This is a genomic window from Caballeronia terrestris (assembly GCF_001544515.1).
Taxonomy (GTDB): domain Bacteria; phylum Pseudomonadota; class Gammaproteobacteria; order Burkholderiales; family Burkholderiaceae; genus Caballeronia; species Caballeronia terrestris.
In genome coordinates this window covers 1-16,363 of record NZ_FCOL02000057.1, presented here as the reverse complement: position 1 = coordinate 16,363, position 16,363 = coordinate 1, and the positions used below count along the sequence as shown (strand labels likewise).

Genomic DNA, 16,363 nt, shown 5'->3' with positions numbered 1-16,363 from the left:
ATGAATTTGGCATCGTTTCTGGTTTCGTAGCATAGCCCTATGAAACCCGGAGACGGAGATGGAAGTACAGGAAAAAAGGGGCTACTGCACACTTTGCCGTTCGCGTTGCGGCACGGTCAACATCGTGCGCGGCGACCAGTTGACGGAAGTGCGCCCCGACCGCGAACACCCCACGGGCCACGCAATGTGCCTGAAAGGCAAGTCCGCGCCGGAACTCGTGCACAGCCCGCACCGCGTGCTTCATCCCATGCGCCGCACCGCGCCGAAGGGCGCCGACGATCCGGGCTGGGTGCGCATCGGCTGGGACGAGGCGCTCGACGAAATCGCCGCGAAGCTCGATACCCTGCGTCGCGAGCACGGCGCCGAATCGGTCGCATTTGGCGTGACGACGCCGAGCGGCACGCCGATGAGCGACAGCATCGACTGGGTCGAACGCTTCATCTGGTCCTACGGCAGCCCCAACATCTGCTACGCGACGGAAATCTGCAACTGGCACAAGGACGTGGCCCATGCGTTCACATTCGGCTGCGGCATTCCGGTTGCCGACTACCGCCACGCCGAAGTAATTCTCCTTTGGGGCACGAACCCCGCCAACACGTGGCTCGCGCAGGCCGATGCTATTGCAGCCGGCCGCCGCAACGGCGCAAAACTGATCGTCGCCGATCCACGTCCAACGGCCCTCGCGCGCGAAGCCGACGTCTGGCTGCGCGTGCGTCCCGGCACCGATGCAGCGCTCGCGATGGGCATCGCGCGACGCATCATCGAAATGCGCAGCCATGACGATGCGTTCGTGCGCACCTGGACCAATGCGCCTCTGCTGGTGCGGCGCAACAACGGCCGCTTTCTCCGCGAGCGCGATATTGATCCGCAGGCTCCGGCGAATCGCTACGTCGTATGGAACGCGACGCGCGGCCGTGCGGAAGCGCTCGGCGGGGAGGCGCACACGACGCCCGACGACCTGGCGCTCGAAGGCCTGTACACCGTCGTTGCAGTGGAATGCGAACCGGCGTTCGCGTGCTATCGGCGCGCGCTCGATGACTTCACACCCGAGCGTGTCGAAGCCATTACCGGCGTCGAGCCCGATGCGCTCGAACGCGCGGCCGCCCTGCTTGCGCCGGGTGCGCGCATCGCGTATCACGCGTGGTCGGGCGTCGGCCAGCATACCAATGCGACGCAGACCGAGCGCGCCATCGCCACGCTCTACGCGCTCACGGGCGCCTTCGACACGCGCGGCTCGAATCGCGAATACGTCAAGCAGCCGGCCAATGCCGTGAGCACGTACGCACTCTGTGCGCCGCAGCAACGTGCCAAGGCGCTCGGCCTCGGCGAACGTCCGCTCGGGCCGCCCGCGCAAGGCTGGATCACCGCGCGCGATATGTATCGCGCGATGCTCGAAGGCGAACCGTACAAGGTGCGTGCGTTATTCGCGTTTGGCACCAATCCGCTGGTCTCCCAGCCCGATGCCGAAACCGCGCACGCCGCGCTGAGCCAGCTCGAATTTCATGTGCATTGCGACTTATACGAAACGCCATCGTCGCGCTATGCGGACATCTTTCTGCCGATCAATACGCCGTGGGAACGCGAGGGCCTGCGCATCGGCTTCGAGATCGACGAGCGCGCGGTGGAACTCGTGCAGTTGCGTCAGCGCATGGTGAGCCCGCGTGGCGAAAGCCGCGCCGATTATGACATCGTGTTCTCGCTGGCGACGCGTCTGGGCATGCACGACGCGTTTTTCGGCGGCAGCATCGAGGCGGGATGGAATCATATGCTCGCGCCGCTCGGCCTCGATGTGGCGACATTGCGCGCGCATCCCGAAGGCATTTCGCGCCCGCTCGAACAACGCGAGAAGCAATACGCGCTACCAGTGCACGACGGTCCGCGCGGCTTTCGCACGGAGACGCTGCGCGTCGAGCTGTATTCGGAAAAACTTCTGCGACATGGCTATCCGCCGGTGCCGATGTTTGTACCGCCTGCGGGGATCGCACAAGAAGCGCGCGATCCGGCCTACCCCTACGTGCTCACTTCGACAAAGAACGGTTATTACTGTCACAGCCAGCATCGCGGCGTCACGCGACTGCGCAAGCGCGCGCCGTATCCGCTGGTCGAAATGAGTGTGGCGCTCGCGGAGAAGAAAGGCATCGAGAACGACGACTGGGTGATCCTGCGCACCGCGCGCGGCGCGGCGCGTTTCGTCGCGCGAACAGAAGAGGCGCTCGCCGACGACGTGCTCATCGCCGAATACGGCTGGTGGCAGGCATGCGACGAACTCGGCATGCAAGGTTTCGACGCGCGCGGCAAGCTCAACAGCAACTTCAGCAATCTGGTGTCGGGCACGCAATACGATCCGCTCTCCGGCTCCATGCCGATGCGCGCGCTCGCCTGCGATCTGCAGCCCGATCCGTCGTTCGAACGCAAGCGGCGCGCGTGGAAAGGCTGGCGCGATTTCGTCGTGACGAATCTCGTTGACGAAGCCGACGGTGTACGCACGGTGACCTTCGCCGCGAAAGACAATGGCTCGCTGCCCGACTATCTGCCAGGACAACATGTGCCGGTGCATGTCGCGACGCTCGGCGAACGCGGCGCCACGCGCGCGTATTCACTCGTCGGCCATGCGAAGGAACGCGGCCGCCGCACGTACACGATCTCCGTGCGCCATCAGTCGGAAGGTGCCATGTCGAGTCATATTCATCGCGAACTCGCGGTGGGCGACGAAGTGGCCTTGCGCGCGCCGGGCGGCACCTTCGTGCTGCCGATGCGCTCACGCCAGCCCGTTGTGATGATCGCGGGCGGCATCGGCATCACGCCGTTCATTTCGTATCTGGAATCGCTCGCGCGCGATACCGCGACGCAGCAGCGTCCCGAAGCGTGGCTCTTCTATGCGAACCGTCACGGCGCAGCGCATGCGTACAAGCAGCGCATCCAGGCGTTGCATAAAGAATGGCCCGCATTGTGGGTGTTTGACTGCTACGCGCACCCGCGCGCGAAACTCGATGAGTTCGGCATCGACTACGACCGCGCCGGTTATCTCGACGCGTCCGTGATCGGCGACGATCTGATCCGGCGCCGCGCGCGCTTCTACCTGTGCGGCCCCGAACCGATGATGACGTCGATCATCGACGGACTCGTCGCGCGAGGCGTACCTGCGTTCGACATCTTCAAGGAAGCGTTCCGCTCGCCTTCGCAGCCGCGCGCCGATGCATCACAGGCCTTCTCGGTGACCTTCGCGCGCTCCGGAAAAACGGCGCGCTGGACGCCGGTGCAAGGCAGCCTGCTCGCGTTCGCCGAGAGCATCGGCGTATCGCTGCCGAGTGGTTGCCGCGTCGGCCAGTGCGAAAGCTGCGCGGTGCGCCTCGCAAAAGGCACCACCGATCATCTCTCGGGCAATGCACCCGAAGAACCCGACATGTGTTTCGCGTGTCAGGCGATTCCGCTGTCGGATCTCGTCGTCGAAGCATAACGACTCACCACTCCCCTATCTACACACTCGCAAGCGCGCTTGAGAGGAGACATCAGCATGGAACAGGTTACACAGGCAAAGCCGCTACCGCCGACATCGGACGTCGGCAACACAATGGAGCGCATGGCTGCGCGCGTCACGCGCTGGGCCGAACGATGGTTTCCCGATGCGTACATCTTCGCGGCGATCGCAGTCATCGTCGTGGCGTTGGGTGCGCTGGCGATCGGCGCGCCGGTGCAGAGCGTGGGCATCGAATTCGGCGACGGCTTCTGGAGCCTCATTCCCTTCACGATGCAGATGGCCATCGTGGCGATCTCGGGCTACGTCGTCGCCGTGTCGCCGCCCGCTTCGAAGGCGATTGCGTGGCTCGCGCGCCTGCCGAAGAGCGCACGCAGCGCGGTGATGTTCGTCGCATTCGTGAGCATCGGCCTGTCGCTGTTCAACTGGGCGATCAGCCTCGTTTTCAGCGGCCTGCTGGTACGCGCGCTGGCCCGCCGCACTGATCTGCGGATGGACTATCGCGCTGCGGGAGCCGCCGCCTATCTCGGCATGGGCGCAACGTGGGCGCTGGGCTTGAGCTCGTCGGCTGCGCAGTTGCAGGCCAACGCCGACAGCCTGCCGAAAACACTGCTCGCGATCACCGGTGTGATTCCGTTTTCGGAAACGATCTTCCTGCCGCAGTCGATGCTGATCGTCGCCGCGCTCACCGCCGTGTCGCTCGCCATCGCGGCCCTGTCCGCACCGGTCGGCGATCGTGCACGCACGGCGCAGGACCTGGGCGTGCCGCTCGACGACGTCGACATGAACGTGGCGAAACCCACACGCCCCGGCGAGTGGCTCGAATACAGCCCGCTCGTGACGATCCTGCTCGTGCTGCTCGGCATCGTGTGGATCGGCCATGAGTTCACGACGAAGAACCCGCTGCTCGCGATCTCGAACCTCAACACGTACAACTTCGTCTTCATCCTGCTCGGCATGCTGCTGAACTGGCGCCCGCGCCGCTTCCTGAATGCGGTTGCGAAATCCGTGCCGTCGACGGCGGGCGTGCTGATCCAGTTTCCGCTCTATGGCGGCATCGCATTCATCCTCACCAAAGCGGCGGCGCCCGGCGGCCTGCCCTTGTCGGAGCATCTCGCGCACTTCTTCGTTGTGATCTCGTCGCAAGGCTCGTTTCCCGCAGTGATGGGCGCGTACTCCGCGATCCTCGGCTTCTTCGTGCCGTCGGGCGGCGGCAAATGGATCATCGAAGCGCCTTACGTGATCGAAGCGGCCAAGTCCCTGCAGGTGCATCTCGGCTGGGCCGTGCAGATCTACAACGCGGCCGAAGCGCTGCCCAATCTGATCAATCCATTCTGGATGCTGCCGCTGCTCGGCGTGCTTGGACTGCGCGCGAAAGATGTGGTCGGCTTCACGTTCACGCAGCTTATCGTGCATATCCCGCTCGTGGTCTTCATGCTGTGGGCACTCGCACCGACGCTGACCTATCACGCACCTGTCATGCCCTGAAAACACCACAAGGAAAATCTGCCAATGAAGATTCTGGATTCGACCGTCACGCGTGACGCGCTGCCCTTCCCCGAACTGATCAAAGCCTTACGCGAGACGTTCATCGAGGGGGCTCACGTGCCGCTTCGTCACCACCACAAGATCGAGACGGAAAGCGACCAGGGCACCGTGCTCATTATGCCCGCGTGGCAGGAGGGGCGTTATCTCGGCATCAAGACCGTCAACGTGTTTCCCGGCAACGTGGCGCTCAGCCTGCCGGGCCTGCATTCGACCTATGTGCTCTACGACGCCCGCACCGGCGCGCCGCTCGCGCAGCTCGACGGCAACGAGATCACATCGCGCCGCACGGCGGCGGCGTCTGCTCTCGCGGCGAGCTATCTCGCGCGCAAGGACGCCACGCGCATGACGCTGCTCGGCGCGGGCCGCGTGGGCAGTCTCGTGCCGCAGGCTTATCGCGCCGTGCTGCCGATTCGCGAAGTCGACGTATGGGACGCGGTTCCCGCAGCATCGGAACGTCTCGTCGCGCGTCTGACCGAACTCGGCTTCCATGCGCGCGCCGCCGGCAATCTGCCGGAAAGCGTGGCGCGCGCCGATGTCGTGACCTGCGCGACGCTCGCCACCGAACCGGTCGTGCGCGACGAATGGCTCGCGCCGGGCTCGCATCTCGATCTGATCGGCAGCTTCACGCCCGCGATGCGCGAAGCCGACGACGCGTGCTTCATGAACGCCACGATGTTCGTCGATACGTCGGAAGCGTTCCAGAAGTCCGGCGACCTGCTGGGTCCACTGCAGCGCAAAGTCATCGCCAATCCGCAGCGTTGGCCGACGCTGGAAACGCTGTGCCGCCAGCAAGCGTCGGGCCGCGCCAACGACACGGAACGCACGGTCTTCAAGGCAGTAGGAACGGCGCTCGAAGACCTGGCGGCAGCGGCGCTCGTCTATGAGCGGTGCGGGCGCGCGTAGCGAACCCTGACGCACGAGTCGATGGATATTGCGCGCACATCCGCGAGCTTTGGAGCAAGCCGGATTGCTATCGGCCCAACCGGGAAACATCGGCTGTCTCGATTGGGAGGCAACGCGGGTAGTCGTCGTCCGTCATCACCGTGGTCACCACTGACGGTAGCGGTTACTCCTATCGAGCGACAGATTCCCGTAGCAAACCTGCCATTGGAATGACGACTTTCAGCGTTGCCCGAACGGCAAATATTGGCCGAAAGCGAGCGCTGGTTTCATCAAGGGCCTGCTGACGCCATCTCCGTCGCGCGCTTTAGCCGCATGGAAGATGCGATAACACTTGGCATAAGTGCCTCTGCGCCGGCGTACGAGAGCGACGGAACAACCAGCCGCCAATCGACTGGAGGATCCGACTGCCGCTGACTCGCTCGAGCGGGTCGCTAGTTCCACGGCTTAGATTTGCCGACGACGCGAGGACAACAAATGTTCTAGTGTGCGTCGTGGATTTTAAATTTTTAGCTTTCAAGGGTGGCTTACCACCGCCACACGAGATGCTCGTCACGATCCCTTCGCAGTAGCGCGCCGCAATAACCGAGGGTCGGTCAACCACTCATCACGCGCGCCAACCGCGACGAGGTCGAAGTCTGGATGATTGGGATTGAGCAAATAATTGGATTCCGCAGGAACGACCGCACTGGGAACAGCTAGCACTGCGCTGGTTCGCTTCCGCTCCCACGCCGATCCAATCTGCTGTAATTCGGCCCGGGCCGAGAGATCTCGCCAGTCGCGAGGCAAACTGACTGGGTTGAGACGTTCGACGATTTTCTCGGGGAAACGGGCCGGGATCATCACATAGCGGGCACGCAGCGGCGCGTCCTGGACCAACATCTCGAGCAGCGCGAGCGATTGCGTCTGGGCCGTGTAGACGATTGCAACGCCTTTGGGGTTCCACCGCCCCCCATACAATCGCGCTCCTTCTCCAGAAAAAGCGGTATCCGCATATCGTTCGGTCACCACCCGCCATGCCGTCAACATCACGCAAACACGCCATGCTCGATGCGCCCTAGCGTATCCATCACGCTATCGGTGCCAATGTCGGTATCGACAAGACTCAATGGCGTGGCTTCTCCCAAGGCAGCAACTGGTGTCTTAAGCCAGGCGAGCGCCAAGTCGAGATCGTCAAACACTTCGGCAGCACGCGCAGCGACACGCGCGAGTCGCAGCAGCTTGGCTGACTCCTCACGGCTCAACACCCCTTCCCGCTTGCGGCGCGCCAAGGTACGCTCCGGAATATCGAGCGCCTGCGCCAGTTCTGCTTGCGAAAGGCCGATGGATTTGAGCATCGCGTCCAGCGCCAGCGACGAAATGCCGTGGCGAACCACATCCACCCATTCAAGGCCGGATCGGGGAGAACGCGGAAATACCGACCGTCCCCCCAGCAATGAATCGGCTGATATCTTCTCGATGACGTTCACGATTTCGCCTCCTGCCATTTGGCATCTATTTTACACCAAAATGGCAGAAGCGGCATGCGGCCACGGCATCGCCCGCCCGGGCTGGACGCTGGCTTTTCAGCCAGCGATCGCGCCAACCCCTCATTCAGCGTTTGTGGCATAAACGTGTTCGTGTTTTCGTAATTTGAATTGCGATGCTGTAACCCATATTACCATCGCAGTCTGGCGAAGGATGGCTGAGAGCAGTGTAAATTGAGAGCATTACGCAGAGTCTCAAAGTCCGACGGCAGATGGTTAAATTGCTTCATTGCTTCGGTCGATCCCGCAGATTAAGACTGGCGCGCCAAGGCACGCGCTTCAAGAAGTGCGTAAATATGCCGAGATCCGGAAACGGCCACATCGAAACGACGGCAGGCTAAAGCAGGCGATGCGCAAGAGGCCTCGCTGACGAGGCGCATGACCGGACCTCATCGAGTCGACACTGCAAACGGCCGGCAACCGTCACGCGCACCGGTCCACCATCGCATCTACTTGCGTTGCGCACGCGCGGATTTTCTCAGTTCGCCGGCAACAAAGGAGCCAAACGTATTTGCGATATCTGGAAATGTTAGGATGTTCGACTCTGTCACTTGGGCAGGTTTAAGCATCTGACGTTCAATCGCCCGCAGCCCCAGCGTGCTCGATGCGACAAACTTGCGGACAAGGTCTTCCCGTTTCTTCTTGTCTGCCGTGTCAAAGTATTCGCGCGCGAGGCGAATCTCTTCATGTCGACGCTGTTCGGCTGCGGCGTTAGCGGCCGCCAAGTTTGCCGCTACTGCTTTTTGAATGTGGGACTTGGACTCCTGCTGAACCGTCGCCGCGTCAACGAGTTGAGCCTGAATTAGCTCAACCTGCCTATCGGCTTCGGACACTCGGTAGTTATCCGAAAGGGCTTTCATCATGTAACCTGCAGCCGTCTTAATCTTGTCGCCTTGTCGGATTCTCCACCGGGTGTATTCGATAGCCTGTTGAATGCGCTCATCGGTCCACATTGCTCGGTTCTGCGCGATTGTCTCAAACTGTTTTCCGGATAGCGCGAATTCGTTCTGCAGCGTCATGAAAAGCGCTACCGAATTAAGCATATCCGCCTTGGAGGCCACAGCTGCCTCCTTGCGTTTGAGCCTGAAGCGAATCTGGTCCTTCTTTCGCGAACCCGGTGTCCCTGCCCGGGTTTCGTACGACAGCTCGATGTCAGACAGCTCGTTAATTTGGCTCACGGCTGGCTCTAGGTAATCACGCTTGAAGTATTTGAATTCAGCGCTGTTTGCCCACGACTTTCCGGGCAGGTTTCTAATGAGGTCCAGCGGCAGCCACTCCGTTACCGCGTTGGGAACTAATGGCAAGACATGGTCATAGATTGCACGCGCGTAGATGAGCGTAAATCTCGAGGTGATTAACAGGCTAGTCCAGTAAGAGTTTTCGGGGTCCTTGATGAGGCGCTGCAATTCAACAGGCACCCTGAACCGAATGCGACCATTCCTGACACTTACGCGGCCTATCAGCTCAAGCCAGTCGCCATCCTCATTCTCAACCGCCAAGTCGTGGTCATCCGCCTCATCACCGACCCTGCCCTCTACGTCATTGCTTTCAATGGACTCTTCCACCATCCGTCCAGCGGAATCGACCGACACGACTGGGGCGCTCGTCACTTCTAGCATGGAAGATTTGACGCTACGAATAACGCTGGAAAAATGCTTCTTGTTATTACTGTCATAGCGCATCAGCCATTTAAAAAAGCTGAGCGTGACATCGTATGTTTCCTGGATTTCAGGTTCCTGCGCGACGATAAAGTAAGCGGCATCGACGAAGCGCCTAGCGGATAGACCGAGCCCAATAATGCGGGCAAAGACCCGGTTCTTTTGATAGCCGATATCCTTGTCAGAGACGGCCTCATTGATAGACCCGCGCGTAGGTGCCATTTCGACGAAAAGGTCAAGCGCATATTGAAGCGGGGTCACACGCCGTCCGACGCTGCTTGTCATGCCTGTTTCCCGGAAAATCCAGCTACTCTTAAGCCAAAGTTCCAGGAGACTCTAAGCATATAAAGGTGAGATGTCAATGGAAGCGTCTCACCTTGATAGCCGTCAGCCGGCATAAGTACAAAATCTCTCACCGTCGGGACAACAAGTCTCACCTCCACTTTGAGACAGGTGCGCCTGAGGCTCTGTGCGGTTGGGGCTCTGGCTGTTTATCCACAGAGCTGCCGCCAAATTGCTCACCTCAGTAAAGGCCGCCACACCTGCTCTCACGTTAAGGTCCAACGAGTCTCACTTTTACCATTCCCATTTCTCACCGGCAGAGCACATTTTCTCTCACCTTTGACACATCAAGTCTCACCCTCTGTGCTCTAACTTATTGATCTTAAAGACTTCGGGTTTTTCCTGTTCGTTGGTATGTGGGCTCTTTTTTTAAAACAACCTACAAACTGGTGAACAGGTGATCCCCTTATCGAGGCACAACTCAAATCGCACACAAGGTTCTTCGAAGAATGCGTCAGTGATCGCCCATCGGTCGCACTGATTTTGGGGCATAAAAGCGAGCGTCGTTAGCTGGCAGCGAGGTCGCAACAGTCAACACGGCGGCCGCGCCAGCAGTTGCAGTCACTCCCCCAAAGGTGAGAGAGTTTGTCTCGCGCGCCTAGCTACAGATCGCGCGAGGAACTCATGGGACAAAATCTCTTATTTCTTCGATGGGGCGCCCATAGCCAGTCGAAAAGCGCTACGTCGGCGCTCTCGTGTATCGGGGTGAGAATCTTTGTGCGCAACTTGCTGTTCAACGAGCAGCTAGGCGAACCAAGAACACAGTCCATCACGTCAGTGCTGGTTTGTGCGTATTGGACGTCTGATTCGCGGCTACGGGAGCCGTCTGCCCGACCTTCCACTCGCGTGTTTCGCAAAGGTGAGAGATTTTGCAATGAAATCGCAGAAATCATTTGCTGCTTGCTGCTAGGACAAGACACTCAAACATATAAAAAACAGCGGGTTAGGTGCGGCTCTTCAGAGGTCAGGCGATGTAACAAGCCCATTTTTGCATTTTCCTGTATTCTCTGTTTAGCTTGAATTTCCAGGAAAAACTCAGAAATGGCTAATGTCAGTCAACCGATGCCGATAGACCGAACCGTGACGCTTGAGGAAATCTCCGATTTCGCGGACGTCGTCACCGATTATGCAACTGAATTGCGAGACCAAATTCTGGCGCCGCGCCCTCGTAAGGAAGCGCCGGTGTTTACCACGGGAGAAGTCGCCGAGCTTTGTGGGTTGACTCGCCAGCAAGTCCAGTACCTCGCAACGAAGGGGGACGGCGTCCTGCCGGAGGGACAGTCAACTGGTACTGGCCGAAGCCGTAGTCGACTGTTCACATTGGTTGAAGCTCGAAACTGGGTACAGAAGGTATCGGACATTTACCAGACGCCGCTGGTAGTTGGTCCGAGTGATTTTGAGGGCAAAGTGATCGTTACCTCCCAGCTCAAGGGCGGTTCGGCTAAAACTACGTCAGCTATGTGTCTCGCCCAAGGGCTGAGCTTGCGCGGGAGAAAGGTTGCCGTAGTTGACCTCGACCCCCAGGCTTCTCTTTCGGAGCTTTGTGGCTTATATGCCGAGAAGGAAGTCTTTCCTGACGACACGGTGCTCCCCTATATCTATGACCAGAAGGTAGAGGGCGGCCTGCTGGCGAGAGTGCAGAAGACTTATTGGGATGGGCTAGACATCATCCCTGCTCATACTGAGCTGGTCGGCGCCGAGTACCACCTCCCAGCAATGCAGATGAAGATTCCGGGCTTCAAATTCTGGCAGGTGCTCCGCGACGGGCTCGCGCCTTTACGAAAGCACTACGACTACATCATTCTGGACACGTCGCCTTCTCTTTCGTACCTCAATTTGAATGCTCTGTTAGCCGCGGACGCAATGGTGATGCCCATGGTTCCGGAGAATCTCGACTTTTTCAGCTCACTTTCATTCTGGCGGCTCTTCTCGGACGTTGCCAAGTCATTTATCAAATACGAATCCGGCAAAAAGTATGATTTTGTATCCGTCTTACTGACGCGTGTGAACTACAGCACCACTTCCGCGGCCCCAGTCGTGCGCACATGGGCGCAGGGCGCTTACCGGCACTGGCTGTCCCAGTTTGAGGTTCCAGCCAGTTCGGTGATGAGTTCGGGTGCGCTCGCGTTCACGACCGTATTTGATATCAGCAGTTCGCACAGTCAGGCCAAGTCTCTGGCGCGGGTAAAACAACCGCTCGTCGATTACTGCCGGTGGGTCGACGACATGTTTGTACAACAATGGAGGTCAGCACAATGAGCAACGGCAATATTCGTGACCAGATGCTGGCCAAGACCGCCGGTCTGCGCTCGACGGCGGAAAGGACACCTGATGCCGGCAGGCGCGCGAGTCGCACAGAGACCGCGCCGGGTATGGCCGGCGCCTTGGCGGCCGCGCAACTGAGGGTGCAGGAACTCGAGTCGACGGGCACGACGTCGCAATTGCCTGTTTCCGCCATCGTCCCAAATCCCTGGCAGCCGCGGCGACTGTTTAACGAAGCCCGACTGTCTGAGTTGGCGGAATCGATTCGGGAAGTTGGACTCATGCAGCCCATCGTTGTTCGGCGCGTCGAATCGGCTTATCAAATTGTCGCCGGGGAACGCCGCTGGCGGTCGCATAAGATGCTCGGACTTGAGAACATCAAGACGGTAGTGATCGAATGTTCCGACCAGGACATGGTTGTCTTGGCGCTTGTCGAGAATCTTCGACGGGACGACCTTTCTGACTACGAGGTGGCCATCTCCATCCGTCAGTCTGAGACTGAGTTTCCGAGCCGCAAGCGGTTGGCGGAATCACTAGGCCTGTCCCGCACTGGCTTATATCAGTTTCTCGCGTTCCAAAATTTGCCTGACTTCATCAAAAATGACCTTGATTTGGAGCCCGGTCTTCTCGGCTGCAATGCCGCTGAGGAGGTCGTGTCTGCTCTTAAAAAACACGGGGCGGACGCTGAGCTGGCAGCGCGAGAACTGTGGCCAGATGTGGTAAAAGGCGAGTTGGCCCAAGGCAAGTTCGCTCCGGCAATTATCGCCATGGTCACGCGCCGTGCGACCGGGTCTGCGGCTCGGGAGCGTCTCATCGAGAAGTTTTTCGCCGGGAAGGACCAGGCCGGAAGCATAACCAAGGACGTCAACAATTTCACGGTCAAAATTAAAACCGCGTCGTTGACCGAGGCGCAGGAGGCTCGAATCAGGCAGGTGATAAGTGAGCTTTACAAAGGTGAGCCTCGCTGAAGCTTCAGCGCAGACGCCACAGAGCAGCCCGCGTCGAGCGGGCTTTTTTGTACCAACGCAGGCTAGCCTTGGCGTCAGTAATACTGACAGGGCTTCTACGGACGGTCGCCGCTGGTCACATTCTTTCTACTTGCCGAGGTGTAATGGCGTGCGCATCGTCGATGACCCGCCGTGCGTCAGTATTACTGACACACCCCTGACTGTCTCCGGCACAAAGAAGGCACTCAGAGAATTGCTGCTGTTTTGATTCGCGCTTGGGTTGAGACGTTTGAGCGGAGGCGGAGATAGCCTAGTCTCCGTGGCTAAACCATCAAAGGTGCCGAAACCCGTCCGCGCCAGACGACTTGATGCCGTCTACAAAATTTGGCGAAGCGGCAACTAATAGTCCAATGTTCAGTAAAACTCGCCTCAAGTCGGGGATCTCAAGAGCAACCTCTTTCGGACAGTTCGTCCCTCTGATCTGTTGCAAGTGCGGACGAAGCCCAGATCGTGCGCAGAGCTCTAAAGAAGTTGGCGTGACAGTAGTTGCCGCAGCCGTTTTGATGGTTTTTAGAACATAAAAACTAGATGTCGCGTCCATTCGATGTGGAGCAGACGCGGGTGAACGCCGTTAGTCTTCTGTCGAAGCATTGATCTCTGCGTGCTGACGATGCGTCGTGATAAAGCTCCACCACTTCCTCCAGTCGCAACGCCACCCGGCAGCACCTCAAGCGGGGCCGTGCGATCATCTGCCTCCAGGCGCTCTTGCGAAAGCATCGACGATCAGATCGTGGCCGAGCAGGCGGCCGTCCAACCGGGCAGCCGCCAGCCGTGTAAGACCTCGGAGATTGACGACATACCGGACTGCAGGCTCAGCGTTCGGTCACCGGTCCTCGGAACGGCCGACAGTCGGGCGAGCCGCGCTGTACTGCAGGTTTGCGGATCATCACAGTGTTGCGCCTGTAGGAAGCCGATTTGCTGAAAATTCGCGTTCAAGCCATCAAGCGAGATCCGTGTTTTCATTTGCCGCGCGTACCAGAACATCCCTCGGCCTCACTGAGCTACTGCGCGGGGTTCCCCGACTGGCCGGCTTAAAACGCGACTAACGGGCTTAGCGCAAGCCGCCCATCCTATCCCGCACCTGCGCGGGACTGTCGACCGTGGATCTGGTTGAGTCCGAACGCGTTAACCGCTCCAGGAGGGACGACCCGCATGGACCCCTCGCGTGCCTACTCGATCGAGCATGGCCCCGCCGCGGCCAGCGCGAGCAGCGTGGGTGATGGGGTGCCGGAGCGCAGCGCATCGTCGAGCCCGGCGGCACTTTTATGCAGATCGGGCACGGCGGGAAAAAAGCGGGTTGCCGTCGCGGCTGCGGACGGCAGCGATCGCGTCCGGCCCGAGGGTGGTCCACAAGTAGCGCACACGCGACGGATCTGCCGATGGCCTGCCACTCGCGTGACCGGGCCGAGCGTCCCACGCGTGCTCGACCGCATAGCGCACCGTCCGGGTTGAGACAGCAGCGCCGGCCGCAGGTTGAGATGGGGAGGGCGAATTTCCACGGTCTTCAGGCCTAATAGGCACTGGGGGTTATCCTAGCTTAAATGCGGTAAACGTGAGATGTGGTAGTCTATGCGCTGCAAATGCAACGCATTGGAGCAATCACATGAAAACTGCCTCTTTACCCTCGCTGCGCGTTGATCCGGAACTGCGCCAGGCCGCCGAAAGTGTCCTGCTGGACGGAGAGAGCCTGTCGTCGCTGATGGAGTCTTCCTTGCGCGCGAGCGTCATCCGTCGGCAGATGCAGAGGGATTTTGTCGCACGCGGTCTGCGCTCCCGCGATCACGCGCGCCGGACGGGCGAGTACTACGACGCGGCTGAGGTGCACGCCGAATTGGAGGCGATGCTGGTCGCGGCGGAAACAGCCCAGGGCAACCGTTGAGCTACCGGATCCGCTATACGGCGGACGCGCGCGCCGATCTGTTGCGCCTCTACGCTTTTTTGCTCGAACGAGACGCACCGGCCGCGCGGCGCGCGCTTGAGACTATCCGCAAGGCCGCTGAGATGCTCGAGTCGTTTCCCTACACCTGTCGCAAGGTCGAGCCCGATAACGCCTATCTGCGCGAGCTGGTCGTGTCGTTCGGTGAGGCCGGCTATGTCGCACTCTTTGAGATCGAGGACGAGCGCACGGTCAATATTCTCGCTGTGCGGCATCAGCGTGAGGACGACTATCACTGAGCGAGCTTTCGGGAGGGAAGGAGGCGCGGCAACGCGGGAGGGCAGGCCGCGATCGAGCGGCGCAAGCGCGCACGACAGGAACAAATTCCGACAAAGCGGCGCCCACCTTATCTGCTAATTATCATTAGCAGAGAATGATTTAATGCGTAAAATACCCGGAAAGCGCATTACGTGACGGCTAGACGAGGGGTTGCCCTTGGTTTTGCGTTTGCCGAGTGCGTCGATGCACTGACTGACCGGCCCAGCCGGAATGAAGCGGGGCGGAGGCTTGATGCGGCAAACCGCTCACTGGCACGAGCCACGCGCATGCGCGTGGTTTGGTACGGCGCTACGACGCCGCGGGGCCCAGCGCGCGGAGCAGCACCGTGCGGAAGGCCGGTGGACATTGTGTTTTGTCACCCGCACCCGCATACTAGCTAACATTGCTTAGCTAACCACGGAGTCATCATGCTGACGGTCAATATGCACGACGCGAAATCGAAACTGTCGAGCTTGGTCGAGCAGCTTGAGGTTGGGCAGGAAAACGAGGTGATCATTGCGCGCAACGGCACCCCCGTCGCTCGGCTGGTGCCGTTTGCCGCACCCCGGCGCATCGGCGCCGCCCGGCACCTGCTCGCGGGCCTCCACGTCCCGGCCACGGTCGAGGCGTTCAACGCCGGCGATGACGCGATCGCTGCGGACTTCGACGCAAGCGCCCGCCAAGAGCTCGCGCCGTGAGGGTGTTGCTCGATACGCATATCGCGCTGTGGGCGGCCGAAGGGGCCCCGCAGCTTTCATCGGCGGCCATCGACCTGATCGAGGATCCGGCCAATACACTGCTGGTGGAGCACGCAGAGGCCGTCGCCGCGCTGCCGTTTCATGACGACCACGCCGACCCGTTCGATCGCATCATGATCGCGCAGGCCTTGCACGAAGGGATCGCGCTGTTGAGCGCGGATCCGAAGGTCTGGCGCTATCACCCGACCCTGATGATTCGCGCGTGATGCCGTGAGTGAATCCGGCGCATCCGGACGTGATTTCTGCTGGTCATCTCGGCGCCGCAGCCGGTGCGCTGGAACGAACTCGGCGACCCCCGTCGGTTCCTGGGGCGGAACGAGAGGTTCCCGAATCGGCTCACCGGCCGCCCCTGAAAAAGCTCACCGTACGTGCGTTACCTCAGCGTGATGGAATCATGGCCAACCAACCTCAACAGCTGACCTTGCCACCGCCGCGCAGCTACACGCGCACCGACTTCACCGCGTTGCGTGCGTTCGTGCAGCGTATCCCCGCGGCGACCATCGCGCGTCTGTACTACGACGTGGAATTCGCCCCGCACGCCACCACTTCCGATGCGATGGAGCGCTATCTGCGCACCATGCGCGACGATCTGGTGACGCTCGCGTTGCGCCATGGCTCGGCCGCGCTCGCCGAGCACCTGAAGGCATCGATCAAGCAGCACGGCAGCGCGAAACTCACCGCCGTCACCCTGCG

Annotated in this window: 13 protein-coding genes and 1 pseudogene; 10 read left to right on the top strand and 4 right to left on the bottom strand. The window is 60.3% G+C overall.

Annotated elements, in window-relative coordinates:
• The first annotated feature begins 58 nt into the window (after positions 1-58).
• The 3 genes from AWB67_RS28290 to lhpI are packed head-to-tail and all read left to right on the top strand — an operon-like array spanning position 59 to position 5,926.
• Positions 59-3,457 carry a molybdopterin-dependent oxidoreductase gene (locus AWB67_RS28290; protein WP_087659512.1) on the top strand — a complete coding sequence of 1,133 codons (3,399 nt, stop codon included), beginning with the start codon at positions 59-61 and terminating at the stop codon, positions 3,455-3,457.
• Between the two features lie 57 nt (positions 3,458-3,514).
• Positions 3,515-4,963, top strand: a complete 1,449-nt coding sequence (locus tag AWB67_RS28285) for a short-chain fatty acid transporter (protein ID WP_087659511.1) — start codon at positions 3,515-3,517, stop codon at positions 4,961-4,963.
• Between the two features lie 24 nt (positions 4,964-4,987).
• On the top strand, positions 4,988-5,926 hold the full coding sequence (gene lhpI, locus AWB67_RS28280) for a bifunctional Delta(1)-pyrroline-2-carboxylate/Delta(1)-piperideine-2-carboxylate reductase (protein ID WP_087659510.1): 939 nt from the start codon (positions 4,988-4,990) through the stop codon (positions 5,924-5,926).
• A gap of 549 nt (positions 5,927-6,475) precedes the next feature.
• On the opposite strand, the gene AWB67_RS28275 is transcribed toward lhpI, so the two are convergent.
• From AWB67_RS28275 to AWB67_RS28265, 3 genes are all read right to left on the bottom strand, one after another.
• Positions 6,476-6,952 (bottom strand): RES family NAD+ phosphorylase, encoded by a 477-nt coding sequence (locus AWB67_RS28275; protein ID WP_087659509.1) that lies wholly within the window; start codon positions 6,950-6,952, stop codon positions 6,476-6,478.
• Entirely contained in the window at positions 6,952-7,392 is a 441-nt protein-coding gene (locus tag AWB67_RS28270; RefSeq protein WP_200822327.1) for an Xre family toxin-antitoxin system antitoxin, read from the bottom strand. Before AWB67_RS28270 ends, AWB67_RS28275 begins: the two co-directional genes overlap by 1 nt.
• A 506-nt stretch (positions 7,393-7,898) precedes the next feature.
• Complete coding sequence (locus tag AWB67_RS28265; protein ID WP_087659507.1) at positions 7,899-9,392, bottom strand: replication initiation protein; 1,494 nt, start codon at positions 9,390-9,392, stop codon at positions 7,899-7,901.
• Positions 9,393-10,490: 1,098 nt separating this feature from the next.
• Here AWB67_RS28265 and AWB67_RS28260 point away from each other — a divergent pair.
• Positions 10,491-11,708, top strand: a complete 1,218-nt coding sequence (locus AWB67_RS28260) for an AAA family ATPase (RefSeq protein WP_087659506.1) — start codon at positions 10,491-10,493, stop codon at positions 11,706-11,708.
• Complete coding sequence (locus AWB67_RS28255) at positions 11,705-12,679, top strand: ParB/RepB/Spo0J family partition protein (RefSeq protein WP_087659505.1); 975 nt, start codon at positions 11,705-11,707, stop codon at positions 12,677-12,679. Before AWB67_RS28260 ends, AWB67_RS28255 begins: the two co-directional genes overlap by 4 nt.
• Before the next feature lie 1,208 nt (positions 12,680-13,887).
• On the opposite strand, the gene AWB67_RS42060 is transcribed toward AWB67_RS28255, so the two are convergent.
• Entirely contained in the window at positions 13,888-14,151 is a 264-nt protein-coding gene (locus AWB67_RS42060; RefSeq protein ID WP_125477705.1) for a hypothetical protein, read from the bottom strand.
• Between the two features lie 170 nt (positions 14,152-14,321).
• Between AWB67_RS42060 and AWB67_RS28250 the strand changes: the two genes are divergently transcribed.
• From AWB67_RS28250 to AWB67_RS28230, 5 genes and pseudogenes are all read left to right on the top strand, one after another.
• Positions 14,322-14,597, top strand: coding sequence for a YlcI/YnfO family protein (locus AWB67_RS28250; RefSeq protein ID WP_087659504.1), 276 nt, complete (start codon positions 14,322-14,324; stop codon positions 14,595-14,597).
• Positions 14,594-14,893, top strand: a complete 300-nt coding sequence (locus AWB67_RS28245) for a type II toxin-antitoxin system RelE/ParE family toxin (protein ID WP_087659503.1) — start codon at positions 14,594-14,596, stop codon at positions 14,891-14,893. Before AWB67_RS28250 ends, AWB67_RS28245 begins: the two co-directional genes overlap by 4 nt.
• 447 nt (positions 14,894-15,340) lie before the next feature.
• The gene (locus tag AWB67_RS28240) at positions 15,341-15,610 is read left to right on the top strand and encodes a type II toxin-antitoxin system Phd/YefM family antitoxin (RefSeq protein WP_087659502.1); all 270 of its coding nucleotides are present in this window, start codon (positions 15,341-15,343) and stop codon (positions 15,608-15,610) included.
• The gene (locus AWB67_RS28235; RefSeq protein WP_087659501.1) at positions 15,607-15,876 is read left to right on the top strand and encodes a type II toxin-antitoxin system VapC family toxin; all 270 of its coding nucleotides are present in this window, start codon (positions 15,607-15,609) and stop codon (positions 15,874-15,876) included. Before AWB67_RS28240 ends, AWB67_RS28235 begins: the two co-directional genes overlap by 4 nt.
• 188 nt (positions 15,877-16,064) lie before the next feature.
• A pseudogene (locus AWB67_RS28230) lies at positions 16,065-16,363 on the top strand (integrase); the annotation flags it as partial.